The organism is Nocardiopsis akebiae, from assembly GCF_018316795.1.
GTDB lineage: Bacteria > Actinomycetota > Actinomycetes > Streptosporangiales > Streptosporangiaceae > Nocardiopsis > Nocardiopsis dassonvillei.
Map to the genome: position 1 here is coordinate 1,664,772 of NZ_CP074132.1, position 18,058 is coordinate 1,682,829.

Sequence of the window (18,058 nt, forward strand, 5' to 3'; positions counted from 1 at the left end):
ACCTGTTCACGGTCGGTTTCGGGCGGAGGACGCACCGCCACGCGACGGCCACCACTACTCCCGCGACTCCTCCTCTGCCCGGGAGCCGCGGGCCCCACGAGCCGACCGGTGTGGCGTGCCGCACCACTGAGCCAAAACGCCTTCCCCACCGGCCATCCAGTGTTAGGTTCCAGGAACGGTGCCTCCCGCGTCGGTACCGACCCCGATGGGTCGCCTACCCCGAGGACCGGACCGTGCGCGCCGTCCGTCCCGCTGGCCCGGCACTCCCGCTAGGACTAACTGTGATCGATCCAGTCAACAGCACGAACAACGCCCACGCCTCGACCGCGTTGTCCACCAAGATCATCGTCGCCGGGGGGTTCGGGGTCGGCAAGACCACGTTCGTCGGCGCCGTCTCGGAGATCCCGCCTGTGCGCACCGAGGCCGCGGTCACCGCCGCCAGTGCTGGCGTGGACGACCTCTCCCACACCCCGGACAAGACGAGCACCACGGTCGCGATGGACTTCGGCCGCATCTCGCTGGACACCGACCTGACCCTCTTCCTTTTCGGGACCCCGGGCCAGCAGCGCTTCTGGTTCATGTGGGACGACCTGGTCCGGGGCGCGCTGGGCGCCGTGATCCTGGCGGACACCCGCCGCCTGGAGGACACCTTCCAGGCCCTGGACTACTTCGAGCGCCAGTACCGGCTGCCCTTCGTCGTCGCCGTCAACGAGTTCGACCCCGAGAACCTCCACAGCGCCGAGGAACTGCGCGACGCCCTGGACCTGACTCCGGACGTGCCCGTCGTGCACTGCGACGCCCGCGACCGCAACTCCGTCGTCCGGGTCCTGGTGACCCTGGTCAAGCACGCCATGGCGGTGGAGGCCCGCCAGCGCCACCAGCGCCAGTTCGCCTGAGCCGCCGGGCGCCCCGTGTCGGACCGGGGGCGGTTTCGACGCAACCGTCCGCACATGTGGGCGCCCGGGGTTCTCTCAACGGTTGTGTCCGGCGTTACCCTGTGGTGGTGTTCGGACGAATGGCGGAAGGCGTTCGCCGCTTCCTGGGCAAGCCCGGTGCGGTGGATCTGCGGCCCTATACCAAGCTCCTGTCGGCGATCGAGGCCGAGGAGGATGGTCTGCGTGAGCTCAGCGACACCGAGCTGACGGAGAAGGCCATCGAACTCGGCAACGCCGAACTCCCCTACGAGCGCGACGACCTCGTGTCGCTGTGCGCGGTCGGCCGCGAGGCCGCCCGGCGCTCACTCGACGAGCGGCCCTTCGACGTGCAGCTCCTCGGCGTCATGGCCCTGCTTGACGGCCACGTCGCGGAGATGGCCACGGGTGAGGGCAAGACGATGGCGGGCGCCCTCGCCGCCGCCGGGTTCGCCCTGCGCGGCCGGCGCGTGCACCTGCTCAGCGTCAACGACTACCTGGCCCGGCGCGACGCCGAGTGGATGCGCCCCCTATACGACATGCTCGGCGTCACCGTGGGCTGGATCACCGAGGACTCCACCCCCCAGGAGCGGCGCGCCGCCTACTCCTGCGAGGTGACCTACGCGGCCGTCAGCGAACTGGGCTTCGACGTCCTGCGCGACCGCATGGTCACCGACATCGCCGACCGGGTCGTGCCGCCGCCGCACGTGGCGATCATCGACGAGGCCGACTCGGTGCTCGTCGACGAGGCCCGCGTCCCGCTGGTCCTGGCCGGGGCCGCGGAGAGCGTGGACGCCGATGTGGAGATGGCCGACGTCGTGCGCGGGCTCAAGCCGCGCCTGCACTACGAGGTCGACGGTGAGGGGCGCAACGTCCAGCTCACCGACGCCGGGATCGACGCGGTGGAGAAGGCGCTGGACGGGGTCGACCTGTACTCCGAGGACGACACCTCCGTCCTGCCGCAGGTCAACCTGGCCCTGCACGCGCACGTGCTGCTCCAGCGCGACGTCCACTACGTGGTGCGCGACGGCGAGGTCCGCCTCATCAACGAGTCGCGCGGGCGCATCGCCCTCCTCCAGCGCTGGCCGGACGGCCTCCAGGCCGCGGTCGAGGCCAAGGAGAAGGTGGCGCTCAGCGAGACCGGCGAGGTGCTGGACTCCATCACCGTGCAGTCGCTCGTCCTGCGCTACCCCACGCGCGCCGGTATGACCGGTACCGCGATGGCCGTCGCCGAACAGCTCCGCGAGTTCTACGAGCTGGAGGTCGCGGTCATCCCCTCCAACAAGCCCAACGTCCGCGAGGACCACGGCTCGCGCCTGTACGCCACGCGCGAGGAGAAGGAGGACGCCCTCATCGCCAAGGTGGAGGAGGTCCACAAGTCCGGGCGGCCGATCCTCATCGGCACACAGGACGTGGCCGAGTCCGAGCTGTTGGCCGGGCGCCTGCGCGAGGCCGGGCTGGAGTGCGTGGTCCTCAACGCCAAGAACGACGCCGACGAGGCCGCCATCATCGCGGAGGCGGGCACCCACGGCGCCGTCACCGTCTCCACCCAGATGGCCGGGCGCGGCACCGACATCCGCCTGGGCGGCAGCGACATGGCCGACCGCGAGCGGGTGGTGGAGACGGGCGGCCTGTACGTGATGGGCTTCGGCCGCTACCCCAGCAGCCGTCTGGACGGGCAGCTGCGCGGCCGCGCCGGGCGCCAGGGCGACCCGGGCGACTCCATCTTCTTCGTCAGCATGGACGACGACCTGGTGGTCAACCACGCGCCCGAGACCACGGGCTACCAGACCACCTCCGACGGTGAGATCACCGACCAGGGCTGGCTGGGCATGGTCGACCACGCACAGCGCGTGTCCGAGGGCCAGCTGCTGGAGGTGCACCGCAACACCTGGCGGTACAACCAGCTGATCGACGTGCAGCGCGACGTGGTCCTGGAGCACCGTGAGATGGTCCTGACCGGGGACCAGGGCCACCGGCAGATCAGGGCCGACCGCAGGAAGCGGCACGAGGAGCTGCTGGAGGAGCTCGCCGGGAAGGGAGCCGGGGCGGAGGGTGACGCCGAGGACGCCGGAAGCGGCGCCGACGCCGACGAGGAGGCGAACGAGAAGGTCGCCCGGGCGGCCCGCCTCATCACGCTCTACCACCTGGACCGGGGCTGGACCGACCACAACGCCTTCCTGGCGGAGCTGCGTGAGGGCATCCACCTGCGCTTCCTGGGCCGCCGCGACCCGCTGGACGAGTTCAACCGCGACGCGGTGCCGGTCTTCAAGGGCTTCCTGGACGACGCGCGCGCCCGGGCGGCCGAGAGCTTCGAGGAGCTGGAGGTCGTGGACGGCGAGCTGGACGTGAGCTCGGTGGGCGTCAAGCGCCCGTCGATGACGTGGACGTACATGGTGCACGACCACCCGTTCAGCTCCGCGTTCGAGACCCTGGTGGGCAGGCTCAAGGGCGGCCGGGGGAGCGGGAGCTGACCATTCCCCCGCGAACGGATGCGCGGGTCGGGACTAAAGTCCCGGCTCGCGCATTACTTTTGTCAGCTACTCTGCTCGAAACGCCCCACAAGCCCGAAAACGGCATCATCAATTGCCCCGTCCGGGTTAACATGGCTGCGTTTTCAACGGAACCCGAGACGGTTGGGACGAAATTCACCGTGGTCCACGAGGTCGGTGCGCAGGAGAAGATCAGTTATGGACGGAACGACCGATTCGCGGGCGGTCCGGTGGGCGGGGGCAGTTTCTGGGTGGATGAGGACGGCCACCCGGTCGCCAAGATCGGCGGACCGAAGGAGTGGCGGCCCACGCCCATGATCGACGTCCGGGTGGGCGACGTGTTCAGCGTCGGCGGGCAGGCGTGGAGGGTGACCGACATTGTCGACGCGGATACTCCCTCCGCATATCTGCTGGCCACGCGAATAAGTTGACTCCAGGCCCCGGGCGTGTGCCCGGGGCCTTCGTTTTCCTTCTTCCGGCGGGGGCGCAACCCCGTGCAACCTTTTAGCGGAGGGGGATTGCCGGACGCCCAGGTTTCGCCGCCGCCCGTCTTTTCGGGAGCCGACCGACGAGGTTTTGTGGCTTGTGTGTCCCGTGGGGCACCGGGGGTTCCAGAGGCGAAGGGCCGGTGAAGAACGAGCATCGGCCCAGGTCAAGGAAGAGGACGGCGTGCCCACCAGCGCGAATCGAGACGTTCCGGTTATCTGATGGAGGGTGTTCGCGTTACCGGTTCCTCGTTAACGTCTGTGGAGCAAGGCGCGCCCCGGCAGCGGCCACAGGGAGGGTCCCCCCGCTCTCGGAGAGTCCACGGGCCGCTGCGCCCTGCCGCCCCAAGGCCGGTCCCAGGGGCTGTCCCCCGCCCCTGGGCCTGGCCGCCCCGCGCCGGCGGGGAGGTGCTCTCCGCCTGCGCGGGGCGCGCGGGGCCCGGTCTTCCCGCTCCGGAGCGTGCGCGCATCCTTCGCCGCACGTGTGCCGCGCGCCGTCCCGACGCCTCCCCGGCCTCTGCGCCGGGCGTCGACTAGATCCTGTTCCATTCGGTGCTGAGGGCCTACACGCCCCGGTTCTCATGGTGGGGTCCGCGAACCCGGGTCTTGCGGTAGAACGCGTTTCAGTATTACTCTCTGGAGGTGCCTGCCCGGTGAGGGCGCCCGGCGGCTCGACCGCGGGGCGTCAGCGGACGGCAGGCGAGGACGGTCGTCCGTCGAAGTCGGATCGCGCCCCGACTCCGGCGGACGGCGTCCGTTCCCCGTGGGCCGCCCGCGCTCGGCCGCTAGGAGAGCAGGCGGCAGAGTTCGCCGAAGGTGGGGCACGGCCAGGTCAGGCGGCAGCCCCGGCAGCGGTCCCCGTCCTCGTCGTCGGGGGCGTGCAGGTGCAGCAGGTCCACGCAGACCCCGGCCAGGGCGGACACCTCCTCGCGCGCGTTCGCGTAGAAGGCGACGTCGTTGATCCGGGCCAGGGCGCTGGAGCGGCCCGAGGGCGGGATGCCGACCGTGTCCGGCTCCCAGGGGACCGCACGCGCCGAGCGCTCCCGGATGCCCAGGACGCACTGGAGCACTCTCGCGTGCTCGGAGGGGTGCCCCCTCCCCGACGCTGGTCTGGTGAACGGCGGCATCGCTGATCTCCCCCACCACGTGGATACGCAGCCTCACGTGGTAACACAGCGTATACCCAGCATTGCTCCTTGTCGCGACACGCGGAGGCGGGGCGGGGAGGGAAGGGGCGGCGGGCCGCCCGGGGGAGGACGGCCCGCCGGAAGGGGAGACGGGTTCTGGTTGGACGATGGGTCAGCCGCAGCCTCCGCCGCAGTTGCAGGCGCCGCCGCTCTGACAGCCGCAGCCGCAGCCCGAACCGCAGCTGCACCCGCGCAGGTCGGGGGTTGTGGTCGTCCGGTAGGTCACAGTCCCTCCAAGGGGATCGACAGCACCCGTGCGCGATCACGCCGGAGCCTCCCCGGTGGGAGGGGGCGTCACGGGCGCGTTGCCCGCAGGAGACCGTGCCCGTTCGCCGCCGCCGCCAACCGGGGCGGGTACCGGCGTCGCCGGGCCCGGGCGCGCCCCGCGGCTTTCGCGGGGCGCACTGACCTGTGCGGAGGCCCGACCGGGATCAGGCGAAGAAGGTCGGCGCGACCGCCGGGCGGCGTGTCATTCGGTAGAGCCAAACCTGACCGACGAACATGACCGGAATTACGGGAACGAGGGTCGCCCACACGAACACCGCGGTCGTGGAGGGGATCGGCGCCCAGGGCAGCTCCGGTACGGCCAGTGCCAAGAGGAGGCCGGGGACGGCGATCGCCACCGCCGACGTGTGCCGCGACAGCATCGGACCCACCAGGCCGCTCGTCGCCGCCAGGGCCGCCAGCAGTACCGCGGCCAGCGTGACCGCCGGCCCGGGGGACAGCTCCGGGCCGCCGGGCGGCACCGCCGCGACCGCTGCCACCGACGCCGCCCCCAGGGCCAGGCGCGCGAGCGGGCGCGTGTCCCGGGCGGCCACGTCCGCGCTCTCGGAGTCGGCCGGACCGACCAGCCGCTCGGCCCCGAAGGCCGCGCCGCGCAACGCGAACAGCGCCGTGACGGCGACCGCGCACAGCGGCGTGAACGCGCTCGCGGTGAGGCCGCCCGCGAGCAGACCCGCCACCACCAGGCCCCAAGCGGCGGCCAGCGCCCAACTGCCCCCGACGAGCGCGCAGTCGCAGGCCATCCGCCAGCGGTCGCCGTCCACGCGGGCGCGCAGCCACAGCCCCGCGTCGCGGACCAGCCACCCGGTCAGCAGGACGGCGAGCACGGGCCGCAGCTCGGCGACCACGTGGTGCTCCAGGACGGGGAACAGGCCGGCCAGGGCCCCGAACGCGGCGACCAGCCACACCTCCGAGGCCAGGAAGTAGGGGGCGACGGCGGCGACCACGCGGCGGCGCTGCTCGGGGCCGCGCGCCAGGCGCGGCATCAGCATGCCCAGGCCGATGTCGGCACCGGCCAGGACGAGGTAGCCCACGACGAGGAGGGCGAGGAGTGCGGAGGAGAGGAGGTCCATGGCTTGCGGCCTTCCGGGCTCAGTACGTGTGGACGGGGGCGGCGCGCCCACCGGGCTCCGCGGGGTCCTCGGGCGGCCGCGTGCGCGGCTCGGCCAGCGGACCGCCCTCGGGGCCGCGCCGCGCGTAGCGCACCAGGAGCCAGCAGGTGACGGCGGCCAGGGCCGCGAAGGCGACGGTGAGGAAACCGAAGGAGGCCGCGGCCGCTGCCGGGGACAGGGGGGTCACCGCGTCGGCCGTGGTCAGGTGGTGGACGACCGCCCACGGCTGGCGGTTGGTCTCCCGGAACACCCAGCCGCCGACGCTGGCCAGGTAGGGCAGGAGCGGCGTCACCACCAGCGGGGCGAGGAACCACCTCCAGCGGTCGAGTCCGCCGAGGGGCCATGCCAGCAGCATCAGGGGGCCCAGGAAGAACATCAGCGCCCACGACGTCATCATCACCAGGTCGCCGGTCGTGTTGGCCGCGTCCAGGAGGGGACCGCCCGGGTTCGCCGCCTCGATCGCCGCGATCTCCTCCGCGGTGTGGGTCAGCCCGCTCGTGGGCGGGTCCTGGCCGAACAGCTCGAACTGCATCCCTCCGAAGGCCGCCACGGGTAGCGGCACCACGCACAGGACCAGCGTCGCGTAGCGGATCCCGCGCCGGAAGACGCCGTGCGCGTCGTCGTTCCGGACGAGGTGGTGGGCGCTGGTCGCGGCCACTACCAGGGCGCCGACCAGCAGGGCCCCGGTGACGATGTGCCCGAAGGCCAGCACGGCCGCCGGATTGGTCATCAGCGCGACGGGGTCGGTCAGGTGCGCGACCCCGTCGACCGTCTCGAAGCCCACGGGGTTGCGCAGGAAGCCGTTGGAGACCAGCACCCACCACGCCGAGGCGTACGCCGTCGCGGTGACCACGGCGAAGCAGGCCAGGTGCGCCCACCGGCCCATGCGGTCCCACCCGAAGATCCACAGCCCCAGGAACGTGGACTCGACGAAGAACGCGGTCATCGTCTCCAGCGCCAGGGGAGCGGCGAAGGTGTAGCCGAACATCCCGTGCAGGCCGCTCCAGTTCAGCGCGAGCTGGAGTTCCATCACCAGCCCGGACAGGACGCCCATCCCGTAGTTGACCAGGTACAGGCCGCCCCAGAACCGCACGGCGGTCATCCGGGAGCGGTCGCCGCGCAGGGTGGCGACCAGCTGGGTGGTGAGGAGGTAGGGGGCCAGCCCGAGCGTCAGGGCCACGAACACGTAGTGGGTGGCGGCGGTCAGAGCGAACTGGAGCCGCGCCAGCAGGAGGGGGTCTTCGATCATCGTCGGGCCTCGCGTTCGGCGGTGGGAACGCGGTCAAGCATCCGACTGCGGCAGGGGCGGGCGCGTCGTCCCGGCGGGTGCTCCTCGCCGCCCTCCCCGAGGGTAGGGGCGGCGGCGCAGGTACTCCCCGGGGCGTAGGGGACGACCCCGAGACGGCTCCGGGAGGACCCCGGGAACGCCCCCGGCGCACGCGGTCCCTCCTCACCGGCTCCACTTCGGGGTGACCAGGGCCGTCTCGTAGGCGATGACGACCAGCTGGGCCCGGTCGCGCACCCCCAGCTTGACCATGGCCCGGCTCACGTGGGTCTTGGCGGTGGCCGGGCTGAGCACGAGGTGGGCGGCGATCTCCTCGTTGGACAGGCCGCCGCCGACCAGGGAAACCACCTCGCGTTCGCGCTCGGTGAGCCCGTTCAGCCGGACCGAGGGGTCGGGGGCGCTCGGCGGGCGGCGCGCGTAGTCGGCGATCAGCCGCCGGGTGATCCCCGGCGACAGCAGCGCCTCGCCGCCGTGCACCACCCGCACCGCCCGCAGCAGGTCCCCGGGCTCGGTGTCCTTGACCAGGAACCCGCTGGCGCCCGCGCGCAGTGCCTCGAAGATGTACTCGTCCAGGTCGAACGTGGTGAGGATGACGACCCGCGTCGCCTCCAGGCCTGGGTCGGCCAGGATGCGCCCGGCGGCGGCCAGGCCGTCCACACCGGGCATGCGGATGTCCATGAGGACCACGTCCGGGCGTTCGGCGCGGGTCAGCCGGACGGCCTCCTCGCCGTCGGCGGCCTCGGCGACCACCCCGATGTCGGGGGCGCTGTCCAGCAGCGCGCGGAACCCCGCGCGTACCAGCGCCTGGTCGTCGGCGAGCAGTACCCGGATCAACGGGGCCTCGTTTCCTCGGTGTCGGGGGAGGGGGCGGCCGGTCTTCGGCGGTCCTGCCCGGCACCGTCGAGCGGGAGCCGGGCGAGCACCCGGAATCCTCCCCCGCGGAGGGGGCCCGCGTCCACCGTGCCGCCCACCAGGGCGGCGCGTTCGCGCATCCCGGTGATGCCGTTGCCCGGGACCGGCGGCCCTACGGTCCCCGCGCCGTCGTCGGTGACCTCCACGACCAGCGAGGACGCGCGGTGCTCGACGCGCACCCGCGCCGAGGAGGCCCCGGAGTGGCGGACCACGTTCGTCAGCGCCTCCTGGACCGTGCGGTAGGCGGCCGACTCGGTGCTCACCGGCAGGTGCCCGGGCACACCGCCGACCTCCACGGCCACGTCGACGCCCGCGCTGCGGGTGCCCTCGGCCAGCTCCTCCAGGCGGTCCAGCCCGGGGACCGGCGACCTCGGCGCGGCCTCGTCCACGGCGCGCAGCAAGCCGAGCATGCCGCGCAGCTCGGTCAGGGTGTCCTTGCTGGTCCGCTTGATGGTGGCCAGGGCCTCCGCGGCCCGCTGCGGCTCGGTCTCCATCAGGTACAGGGCCGTGCCCGCCTGCACGTTGATGAGGGAGATGTTGTGCGCCACCGTGTCGTGCACGTCCCGGGCCAGCCGGACGCGCTCCTCGGAAGCCCGGCGCAGCAGCTCCTCCTCCCGGGTGCGCAGGGACTCGGCCTCGCGTTCGCGGTCGGCCCGCAGGTACTCCTGCCGCCAGCGCACGACCTCGCCCGTGCACAGCAGCACGAGCACCCAGCCGACGATGCCTACCGCCTCGGGCCGGAAGGTCCCCGTCATGAGGAACTCGTAGCCGTTGACCGCCAGGAACTGGCCCACGCCCAGCGTCCAGCCGAACACGCGGTGCCCGCGGCGCACCAGCGTGTAGAGCATGACGGCGGTGCACAGCATGACCATGCCGTCGGGAAAGCCCAGGGGGTAGTACACGGTGGAGGCGACGACCGACACCAGCCCGACCGTGCGCGGGTAGGCGGTGCGCCACAGGACGGCCAGGCAGGCGACCAGGATCAGCGCGTGGCCCCACGGCCAGGGGTTGACCGCCCCCGCCGCCCGCTGGAGCGCGCTGACCAGCGCCGTGCTGCCCATGGAGGCGGCGAGCAGGCCGAGCGCGAGCCAGACGTCGGTGCGCGCGGGCCGGAGGAGTAGTGCTGCCACAACCCCGACAGTACGGGGGACCCCTCGGGGCAGCCGTCACCCCGGAGGAGGGTTTTCCGGCGTCGGTCTACTCCCCGGGGAGTAGACCGTGGCCGACTAGAAGACGTCGTCCGGCGGAGCCGGGGAGTCGACGGCGTCGGCGTCGCGTACGGGGGACCGGCCCGAGACGAAGCGGTCCAGCTCCTCGCCCTCCAGGAGGCGGGCCATCTCCGGATCCCGGTGCGCGCGGCGGCCCAGCTCCTCCACGGGCAGGGGGCCGTGCGAGGCCGTCAGGACCAGGTTGCCGAACCGCCGCCCGCGCAGCACGCCCGGCGCGGCCGACAGCGCCGTGTGCGGCAGCGCCGTGCGCGCGGTCGCCACCTGGCTCCGGGTGTGGGCCAGCCCCCCGCCGTCGCCGATGTTGACCACCAGCATCCCGCTCGGCCGCAGGACGCGCGCCAGCTCGGCGTAGAACTCCGCCGACGTCAGCCTGGCCGGGGTGCGCGCGCCCGCGAACACGTCGCTGACCACCAGGTCCGCGCTGTCGGTGTGCCGGGCGGCGATCCACTCCCGGGCGTCGCCGATGCCCACGCGCAGCTGCGCCCTGCGGTCCCAGGGCAGCCGCCTGCGCACCATCTCGACCAGGGGCGCGTCCACGTCCACCGCGCGCTGCCGGGAACCGGGACGGGTGTGCGCCACGTAGCGTGCCAGCGTCAGCGCGCCCGCGCCCAGGTGCAGGGCGTCCACGGCCTCCTCCGGCGGCGCCACGAGGTCGGCCGCGTGCGCGATGCGGCGCACGTAGGAGAAGTCCAGGTAGGAGGGGTCGGCCAGGTCCACGTGGGATTGGGGCGTACCGTCCACGACCAGGAACCACGAGTCGGAGCGGTCGGCGTCGGCGAGCAGCTCCGTGCCCGAGTCCCCGCCGCCCGCGGCGTCCTCGCCGTTCCCGCCGTGCGCCGCTTCCTCCCGCGCGCCGCGTCTGCCCACGTCCGCCTCCGTTCGTCGGCCCCAAGACTACGCACAGGCCCGAACGAGCGTGTCCATGATCGCGCTAGCCTGGGGAACCCAGGTTTTTGAACCACGCAGGTCTTTTTGAGGCCTGCAGGTTCCTTTGCATACTTCACAAGTCCCACGAGGAGTGGCCGTGCTACTGCGGATGTCGACCCTGTTCCTGCGCACCCTGCGTGAGGACCCGGCGGACGCCGAGGTGCCGAGCCACAAGCTGCTCGTCCGCGGCGGGTTCGTGCGCCGGGCCGCGCCCGGCGTCTACACCTGGCTGCCCCTGGGCAAGATCGTCCTGGAGAACGTCTCCCGGATCGTGCGCGAGGAGATGGACGCCATCGGCGCCCAGGAGGTGCTCCTGCCCGCGCTGCTGCCCCGCGAGTACTACGAGGCCACCGGGCGCTGGGAGGAGTACGGCGACACCCTGTTCCGCCTCAAGGACCGCAAGGGCGCCGACTACCTGCTCGGCCCCACCCACGAGGAGCTGTTCACGCTCCTGGTCAAGGGTGAGTACTCCTCCTACAAGGACTTCCCGGTCACCCTGTACCAGATCCAGGAGAAGTTCCGCGACGAGGCGCGTCCCCGCGCGGGCGTGCTGCGCGGCCGCGAGTTCCACATGAAGGACTCCTACTCCTTCGACATCGACGACGAGGGCCTGCGCGCGTCCTACGCCGACCACCGCGCCGCCTACATCCGCGTCTTCGACCGGCTGGGCCTGGAGTACGTGATCGTGTCGGCCACCTCGGGCGCCATGGGCGGATCGGCCTCGGAGGAGTTCCTGGCCGTCGCCCCGACCGGCGAGGACACCTTCGTGCGCAGCACGGAGTCCGACTACGCCGCCAACGTCGAGGCCGTGGCCGTCCCGGCCCCCGAGGCGCTCCCGGTCGAGGGGCTGCCCGAGGCCGCGGTCCACCACACCCCGGACACCGCCACCATCCAGACCCTGGTGGACTTCCTCAACGGCGCCGGGCTGGGCCGCGACTTCACCGAGGCCGACACCCTCAAGAACGTCCTGGTCAAGACCCGCGTGCCCGGCGCGAAGGAGTGGGAGCTGCTGGCCGTCGGCCTGCCCGGCGACCGCGAGGTGGACTTCAAGCGCCTGGAGGCGGCGCTGGAGCCCGCCGAGGTCGCCCTGCTGGAGGAGGCCGACTTCGCGGCCAACCCCTTCCTGGTCAAGGGCTACATCGGCCCCCGCGCGCTGCTGGACAACAAGGTCCGCTACCTGGTCGACCCCCGGGTGGTCACCGGCACCGCCTGGGTGACCGGCGCGGACGAGGCCGACCACCACGTCGTCGACCTGGTCGCGGGCCGCGACTTCGTCCCGGACGGCACCATCGACGTCGCCGAGGTGCGCGACGGCGACCCCTCGCCCGACGGCAGGGGAACCCTGTACACCGCGCGCGGCATCGAGATCGGCCACATCTTCCAGCTGGGCCGCAAGTACACCGACGCCTTCCAGGTGGACGCCCTGGGCCCGGACGGCAAGCCCCGGCGGATCACCATGGGCTCCTACGGCATCGGCGTCTCGCGCGCCGTCGCCGCGGTCGTCGAGCAGTCCCACGACGACAAGGGCGTCGTCTGGCCGCGCGAGGTGGCGCCCGCCGACGTGCACGTGGTCGGCACGGGCAAGGGCGAGCAGGTCGAGGAGGCGCTGCGGATCGCCCGGGAACTGGAGGCCAGGGGCCTGCGCGTCCTCGTGGACGACCGCAAGGGCGTCTCGCCCGGCGTCAAGTTCACCGACGCCGAACTCCTGGGCATCCCCACCGGTGTCATCGTCGGCCGCGGCCTCAAGGACGGCCTGGTGGAACTGCGCGACCGCGCCACCGGCGACCGCGAGGAGGTCGCCCTGGCCGAGATCGTGGACCGCGCCGTCGCCGCCTGCCGCGCGTAGCGGGTGAAAGGGAGGGGGAGGGCCCGCGGTCTCCCCGCGGGCCCTCCCCCTCCGCCCGTACACGCACTGACGCGGGCGCTTCACGGGCCGCCGCCGTGCCCGGCCGTGCGGGCTGCGTGCGGGTCAACCGGCCTCGTCGAAACCGGGCAGGGCGTCCAGCGCCCCGCCCCACTCCAGCAGGCGCACGGTCGTCTCCTGGAGCGCCCGGGCGCCGGTCACCCGCAGGTCGGTGTCCCGCGAGGCGGTCAGCCACAGGTGGGCGCGCGCGGCGGTCTGCTCCAGCCCCGCGGCGTAGGCGTCGACGGCCTCGTCGCCGTACTCGTCGGCGACCGGGTAGGAGGCCAGCGCGGGCGGGGGGTCCACGCCCCGCTCCACCGCCGCCGCGTGCAGGGCGTCCCGCACCGCCTTGTGCTCGTGGGCGGTGCTTCCCGCGCGGTCGCGCCGGTCCCCGTCCTCGGCGGCCCCGCCGATGAACTCGTACCCGTACACGGCCGCGTGTTCGGCGCGCAGCGCCTCGGCCAGCGCCCGGAGGCCGGCGTCCGTCTCCTCGCCGGCGGACGCGGGGCTCTCGCTCACCTTGCTACCTGCCTTCCGTCTGGGGGTGTGCGCCGTCACTGCTCCCGGGCCAGCAGGTGGGCGTGCCCCGCCTCGCACGCGCCGATCGCGCTGATCAGCTGCGCCAGCGCGGAGTCGGTGACGGCGGCCGCCTGGTCCAGTCGGGCGCCGGTCGCCGCGGCCTCCAGCACGTGCAGCGCCGCGGTGTCCGGCGCGGTCTCCGGAACGGGGGCCTCCTCGGGGGAGGAGGGTTCGCCGGACGGCCCGGCGGAGGCGGAGGGGGAGGGGGCGTCCTCGGGCAGGGAGTCCAGCAGCGCGTCCAGGTGGGACAGGTGGTGTTCCAGGAACCGCTCCAGCAGTTCCGCCGGCCCCGTCCCCCCGGCGACCGCGGCCTCGTAGCGCGCGACCATCCGCTCCTTCTCCCGGACCACCGCGCGCAGCACGTACACGTCCGGCGTCACGTCGGAGGGGTACCACTCGGTACCGCCGCACCCGGCCAGGCCCACGGCTCCCACAGCGGCCGTCGCGCCCAGCACCGTGCGACGGCTGACACGGCCGATCCCCACGCGCTCTTCCTCTCGTGCGGTGCGGGCCGCCCGCGGCGGCCCCCCCGGCCCCCATCCTTCCACGTCCCGTACCGCGCGGGGGACGCCGCCGCCCGGACGCGCCCCGGAGGCCACGCGCCGACGCGCCCCGGCCACCGACGGCGACTCGGGGGGTGTCAGCTGTTGGATCGGGAAGCCACTCAAGCACACACGAGGGCACAGGAGTCATTATGTGCTGCTGTCGGAAGGCGGTGTGTGGCTGTGCGCCCTCACCCCTGCGCATGGTGCGACGAAGAAAACCGTCTGAGAAGTTCGCTGATTCTCCGGACAAGCGTCCCCGGTCCTGGCTACGGTCGTATCGAACACAGCGACGAAACCGGCAGGTATCGGGAGGTGGGAAGGGATGGCGGGTACCGGCGCGCGGCGGTTGCGGTCGATCGCCGACCCGTTCCTGGTCCCCGCGCCGTCCGGGGGTGAGCGTGCGTGACCGGCTCAAGGGCCTCACCCCTGAGGACGAGGCGGTGCTGCGGGCCGTGGGCGCGCACCTGGGATCCTTGGCCTCCACGGACCTGGCCGCCCGACGCAGGGATGGCACCGGCCACGGCAGGGACTCCTGGGCGGCCCGCAAACGGGAGCTGACCGCTGAGTCCTCGTCGCGGTGGGCGGGGGGCGCTCACCAGGGCCTCGAACGAGCAGTGGGCGCTGGCCCGCCGCAGCCAGGCCGCCCAACCCGCACCGCCTCCAAACGGGCATCGACACCCTGCGCCACCGTCTCTCCCAACCCCTCAGAACTCCGGGCACCCAGGGCGTCCCGGGCGGGTACTCCTGTCAGCGGGCGTGGCACGCCAAGTCCCGACGCCTGACCGCCCTGGAGCATCGCCATGCGGCGGCGGTGGCTGACTGGGAGGCGGGCCGTGTACGGGTGGTGCGTGGCGGCAAACGGCTGCTGCACACCCGCCACCACCTGGACCGGGCCGGACTCACCCAGGCCCAGTGGCGGGCCCGGTGGGAGGCCGCACGCTTCTTCCTCCAAGCTGATGGTGAGTCCGGCAAACGCCACGGCAGCGAGACCATCCGCATCACCCCCGAGGGGCAGGTCAGCATCCGGCTGCCCGCCCCCTTGGCGCACCTGGCCAACGCCGCGCACGGTCGCTACGTGCTCTCGGGCCGGGTGGTCTTCGCCCACCGGGGCACCGAGTGGGCCGACCGAATCGAGGCCGACGGGGCGGTGGCCTACCGCCTCCACCTGGACACCGGGCGGGGTCCTGGTCGGGGCCGGTGGTACGTGAGCGCGTCCTGGACGCATGCTCCTGTCCCGCAGGTGCCGTGGGAGGCGGCGCTGGCCCATGGGGTGGTGGGGGTGGACGCCGACGCCGACCACCTGGCCGCCTGGCGGCTCGACACCCGCGGCAACCCGATCGGGAACCCGCGACGGTTCGCCTTCGACCTGTCCGGGAAATCCCAGCACCGGGACGCGCAAGTGCGCCATGCCCTGTCCCGGCTGCTGCGCTGGGCCACCGCACAAGGCGTGCACGCCATCGCTATCGAGGACTTGGACTTCGCCCGCGAGAAGACCCGGGAAAAGCACGGACGGCGCAAACGCTTCCGGCAGCTGATCAGTGGTTTTCCCACCGCTCGGTTGCGGTCCCGGCTGGTTTCGACGGCCCACACCCTGGGGGTGTCGGTCATCGCGGTGGACCCGGCGTATACATCAAGGTGGGGTGCCCAGCACTGGCAAAAGCCCCTGTCCACTAAACGTAGGAAGGTCTCCCGGCACGATGCGGCCAGCATCGCGGTCGGGCGGCGCGCTCAGGGCCACCCGGTTCGGCGTCGGACGGCACCGCCCCCGCACCACCAGGGTGGTGGTGTGGGGCATCGGACCGTCCAGGCCGCATCGGGGAGTTCCGGGCGTGAGGGAAACCGCCCACCCGTCACGGAGCGTGCACGCGATGCGCGTGGCCGGGCGCGGCAGGAACGCGGTGACCCAGCCCATCCAGAACCGTTCGGGATGGGTGCAGTGCCAGGGTGACCCCCGGGGATCACTCCTGCTTCACTGTTCAGGAACGGTTCCGGGTGTGGATACTCTTGCGGCATAACCGCCGTCGCACGCGACGCGCGGTCGGCCCGCGTCCCCGTACCAGGGGGCGGGCCGCTGAAGTCGAAGACTACGTACAGAGCTGGACCGCCCCGTACACCGGCCCGACGGCCGCGCGGGCGGGATCTTCGCCGTTGGAGGAGCAGGACCACATGGGAGCGCAGGCGCGCGAGGAGCGCATCGCCGAGCTGCTGGAGCCGGTACTGGCCGAGGCCGGACTGGACCTGGAGGCCGTCGAACTCACACCGGCCGGCAAGCGACGGGTGCTGCGCGTGGTCGTGGACTCCGACAACGGGGTCGACCTGGACACGGTCGGCGAGGTCAGCCAGGAGGTGAACACCCTGCTGGACTCCTCCGACGTCATGGGCGCGCAGCCCTACGTCCTGGAGGTCACCTCACCCGGGGTGGACCGCCCGCTGACCGAGCCGAGGCACTGGCGCCGTTCCCGAGGCCGCCTGGTGATCGCCACCCTCGCCGAGGGCGGGAAGGTCACCGGGCGCGTCACCGGCGCCGACGACGACGGGGTCACCCTGGAAGTCGAGGGCCGGCCCCGAACCTTCACCCACGCCGAACTCGGCAAGGGCAGGGTCCAGGTGGAATTCCGCCACGATGCCGACACCGACGCGGCGGACTAGAGGGGGAGCCCCGTGGACATTGACATGAGCGTTCTGCGCAGCCTGGAACGCGAGAAGGACATCTCCGTCGAACTCGTGGCCAAGGCCATCGAGGACGCGCTTCTGATCGCCTACCACCGCGAGGAGGGCCCCGAGAAGCGGGCCCGCGTCGAGCTCAACCGCTCCACCGGCCACGTGACCGTGTGGGTGGCCGAGACCGACGAGGACGGCGAGTCCGTCGGCGAGTTCGACGGCACCCCCACCGGGTTCGGCCGCATCGCGACCTCCACCGCCAAGCAGGTCATCCTCCAGCGTCTGCGCGACGCCGAGGACGAGCTGACCCTGGGCGAGTTCGCCGGACGCGAGCACGACATCGTCTCCGGCATCATCCAGCAGGGCAAGGACCCCCGCAACGTGCTCGTGGACCTCGGCAAGATCGAGGCGGTCCTGCCCCCGCAGGAGCAGGTGCCCACCGAGACCTACACCCACGGCGAGCGTCTGCGCGCCTACGTCGTGCAGGTCCGCAAGGGCCACCGCGGCCCCTCGGTCACCCTCTCGCGCACGCACCCCAACCTGGTGCGCAAGCTCTTCGAGCTGGAGGTCCCCGAGATCGCCGACGGCACCGTCGAGATCGCGGCGATCGCCCGGGAGGCGGGGCACCGCACCAAGATGGCCGTCCACTCCAACCGCGGCGGGGTCAACGCCAAGGGCGCCTGCATCGGCCCGCTCGGCAGCCGCGTCCGCAACGTCATGGCCGAACTCCACGGGGAGAAGATCGACATCGTCGACTACTCCGAGGACCCGGCAGTGTTCGTCGCCAACGCCCTGTCCCCGGCGCGGGTCAACTCCGTGGAGATCCTCGACATGGCCTCCCGTGTCGCCCGCGTGATCGTGCCCGACTACCAGCAGTCCCTCGCGATCGGCAAGGAGGGCCAGAACGCCCGTCTGGCCGCGCGTCTGACCGGCTGGCGCATCGACATCCGCTCCGACGCCGAGCCCGCCGGGGAGCCGGAACGGGAGGGCGCCGCCGAGGGCGACGACACCGCCGCGACGGGCTGATCGGGTCGCGCGCATGCCTCGACGCGATAGGGTGGCCCATGACGGTCCCGACCGCCCCGTGCGTACGTGTGTGGGGTGTCGGTCGCGGGCAGTCCAGTCCGACCTCGTGCGGCTGGTGGCCGAGGGCACGGTCATCACGCCCGACACCCGGGGTCGTCTTCCGGGGCGCGGCGCCTACCTGCACCGCGATCGGCGATGCTTCGAGCTCGCCGAACGGCGCAGGGCCTGGTCACGCGCCTACCGGAGGGGAGCGGGCGCCGACGGGTGGGACGTCTCACCCGTGGCGGCCCTGATCGACGCCGCCCCGCGTGGCGGATCGGGTCAGCGCTCCCGATAGGGTTGGAATGTCTGGACCGACTTCTGGGTTGTAAGGACCGAGGTCGGCGTCCAGTGCTGTGTCGGCACGCAGAAGCTGGCCCATTGTTGTGTAGCGATGAGGAAGCAGGTCGAGATTGCGATGAGCGCCTGATGAGTACGCAGCGATGAGTAACTCGAGCTAACGACGGTCCGGCACAAGCCCAT

At 72.6% G+C, this 18,058-nt stretch carries 16 protein-coding genes; 8 read left to right on the forward strand and 8 right to left on the reverse strand.

The annotated features are described in order from the left end of the window. Window positions 1-281 precede the first annotated feature (281 nt). The 3 genes from KGD83_RS07150 (at window position 282) to KGD83_RS07160 (ending at window position 3,834) form a co-directional block, all read left to right on the forward strand. Window positions 282-896, forward strand: a complete 615-nt coding sequence (locus tag KGD83_RS07150; RefSeq protein ID WP_212643082.1) for a GTP-binding protein — start codon at window positions 282-284, stop codon at window positions 894-896. 119 nt (window positions 897-1,015) lie between these two features. Then, window positions 1,016-3,385 (forward strand): accessory Sec system translocase SecA2, encoded by a 2,370-nt coding sequence (gene secA2, locus KGD83_RS07155; protein ID WP_212643083.1) that lies wholly within the window; start codon window positions 1,016-1,018, stop codon window positions 3,383-3,385. A 179-nt stretch (window positions 3,386-3,564) separates the two neighbouring features. Then, a complete protein-coding gene (locus KGD83_RS07160; protein ID WP_019607990.1) occupies window positions 3,565-3,834 on the forward strand; it encodes a DUF6406 domain-containing protein in 270 nt (89 codons plus the stop codon). 839 nt (window positions 3,835-4,673) lie between these two features. Here the strand turns inward: KGD83_RS07160 and KGD83_RS07165 are convergent. From KGD83_RS07165 to KGD83_RS07190, 6 genes are all read right to left on the reverse strand, one after another. Then, window positions 4,674-5,015, reverse strand: coding sequence for a hypothetical protein (locus KGD83_RS07165; protein ID WP_212643084.1), 342 nt, complete (start codon window positions 5,013-5,015; stop codon window positions 4,674-4,676). 491 nt (window positions 5,016-5,506) lie between these two features. Beyond that, on the reverse strand, window positions 5,507-6,430 hold the full coding sequence (locus KGD83_RS07170; RefSeq protein ID WP_212643085.1) for a cytochrome d ubiquinol oxidase subunit II: 924 nt from the start codon (window positions 6,428-6,430) through the stop codon (window positions 5,507-5,509). Window positions 6,431-6,449: 19 nt separating this feature from the next. Continuing rightward, entirely contained in the window at window positions 6,450-7,718 is a 1,269-nt protein-coding gene (locus KGD83_RS07175) for a cytochrome ubiquinol oxidase subunit I (RefSeq protein ID WP_212643086.1), read from the reverse strand. Window positions 7,719-7,919: 201 nt separating this feature from the next. After that, entirely contained in the window at window positions 7,920-8,588 is a 669-nt protein-coding gene (locus KGD83_RS07180; RefSeq protein ID WP_212643087.1) for a response regulator, read from the reverse strand. Further along, window positions 8,585-9,796, reverse strand: a complete 1,212-nt coding sequence (locus tag KGD83_RS07185) for a sensor histidine kinase (RefSeq protein WP_212643088.1) — start codon at window positions 9,794-9,796, stop codon at window positions 8,585-8,587. The genes KGD83_RS07180 and KGD83_RS07185 overlap by 4 nt, the downstream gene beginning before the upstream one ends. A gap of 96 nt (window positions 9,797-9,892) precedes the next feature. Continuing rightward, window positions 9,893-10,762, reverse strand: coding sequence for a spermidine synthase (locus KGD83_RS07190; RefSeq protein WP_212643089.1), 870 nt, complete (start codon window positions 10,760-10,762; stop codon window positions 9,893-9,895). Between the two features lie 169 nt (window positions 10,763-10,931). Here KGD83_RS07190 and KGD83_RS07195 point away from each other — a divergent pair, with 169 nt between their 5' ends. Beyond that, window positions 10,932-12,668 (forward strand): proline--tRNA ligase, encoded by a 1,737-nt coding sequence (locus tag KGD83_RS07195; protein ID WP_212644305.1) that lies wholly within the window; start codon window positions 10,932-10,934, stop codon window positions 12,666-12,668. Window positions 12,669-12,791: 123 nt separating this feature from the next. Here KGD83_RS07195 and KGD83_RS07200 read toward each other — a convergent pair whose 3' ends face one another. Together KGD83_RS07200 and KGD83_RS07205 are read right to left on the reverse strand one after the other, a co-directional pair. Next, the gene (locus KGD83_RS07200) at window positions 12,792-13,244 is read right to left on the reverse strand and encodes a ferritin-like domain-containing protein (protein WP_212643090.1); all 453 of its coding nucleotides are present in this window, start codon (window positions 13,242-13,244) and stop codon (window positions 12,792-12,794) included. A 35-nt stretch (window positions 13,245-13,279) separates the two neighbouring features. Beyond that, the gene (locus KGD83_RS07205; protein ID WP_212643091.1) at window positions 13,280-13,789 is read right to left on the reverse strand and encodes a hypothetical protein; all 510 of its coding nucleotides are present in this window, start codon (window positions 13,787-13,789) and stop codon (window positions 13,280-13,282) included. 871 nt (window positions 13,790-14,660) lie between these two features. Here KGD83_RS07205 and KGD83_RS07210 point away from each other — a divergent pair. The 4 genes from KGD83_RS07210 (at window position 14,661) to KGD83_RS07225 (ending at window position 17,873) form a co-directional block, all read left to right on the forward strand. Continuing rightward, window positions 14,661-15,797, forward strand: coding sequence for an IS200/IS605 family accessory protein TnpB-related protein (locus KGD83_RS07210; RefSeq protein ID WP_212643092.1), 1,137 nt, complete (start codon window positions 14,661-14,663; stop codon window positions 15,795-15,797). A 218-nt stretch (window positions 15,798-16,015) separates the two neighbouring features. After that, a complete protein-coding gene (rimP, locus tag KGD83_RS07215) occupies window positions 16,016-16,498 on the forward strand; it encodes a ribosome maturation factor RimP (protein WP_212643093.1) in 483 nt (160 codons plus the stop codon). A 24-nt stretch (window positions 16,499-16,522) separates the two neighbouring features. Then, on the forward strand, window positions 16,523-17,536 hold the full coding sequence (gene nusA / locus KGD83_RS07220) for a transcription termination factor NusA (RefSeq protein ID WP_013154601.1): 1,014 nt from the start codon (window positions 16,523-16,525) through the stop codon (window positions 17,534-17,536). 13 nt (window positions 17,537-17,549) lie between these two features. Then, window positions 17,550-17,873 (forward strand): YlxR family protein, encoded by a 324-nt coding sequence (locus KGD83_RS07225; RefSeq protein WP_081461755.1) that lies wholly within the window; start codon window positions 17,550-17,552, stop codon window positions 17,871-17,873. Window positions 17,874-18,058: the final 185 nt, after the last annotated feature.

Coding starts and splice junctions, on each gene's coding strand:
- secA2 (WP_212643083.1), top strand. CDS start 1,016: ATGGCGGAAGGCGTTCGCCGCTTCCTGGGCAAGCCCGGTGCGGTGGAT.
- KGD83_RS07165 (WP_212643084.1), bottom strand. CDS start 5,015: ATGCCGCCGTTCACCAGACCAGCGTCGGGGAGGGGGCACCCCTCCGAG.
- KGD83_RS07170 (WP_212643085.1), bottom strand. CDS start 6,430: ATGGACCTCCTCTCCTCCGCACTCCTCGCCCTCCTCGTCGTGGGCTAC.
- KGD83_RS07175 (WP_212643086.1), bottom strand. CDS start 7,718: ATGATCGAAGACCCCCTCCTGCTGGCGCGGCTCCAGTTCGCTCTGACC.
- KGD83_RS07195 (WP_212644305.1), top strand. CDS start 10,932: ATGTCGACCCTGTTCCTGCGCACCCTGCGTGAGGACCCGGCGGACGCC.
- rimP (WP_212643093.1), top strand. CDS start 16,016: ATGGGAGCGCAGGCGCGCGAGGAGCGCATCGCCGAGCTGCTGGAGCCG.
- nusA (WP_013154601.1), top strand. CDS start 16,523: ATGAGCGTTCTGCGCAGCCTGGAACGCGAGAAGGACATCTCCGTCGAA.
- KGD83_RS07225 (WP_081461755.1), top strand. CDS start 17,550: ATGCCTCGACGCGATAGGGTGGCCCATGACGGTCCCGACCGCCCCGTG.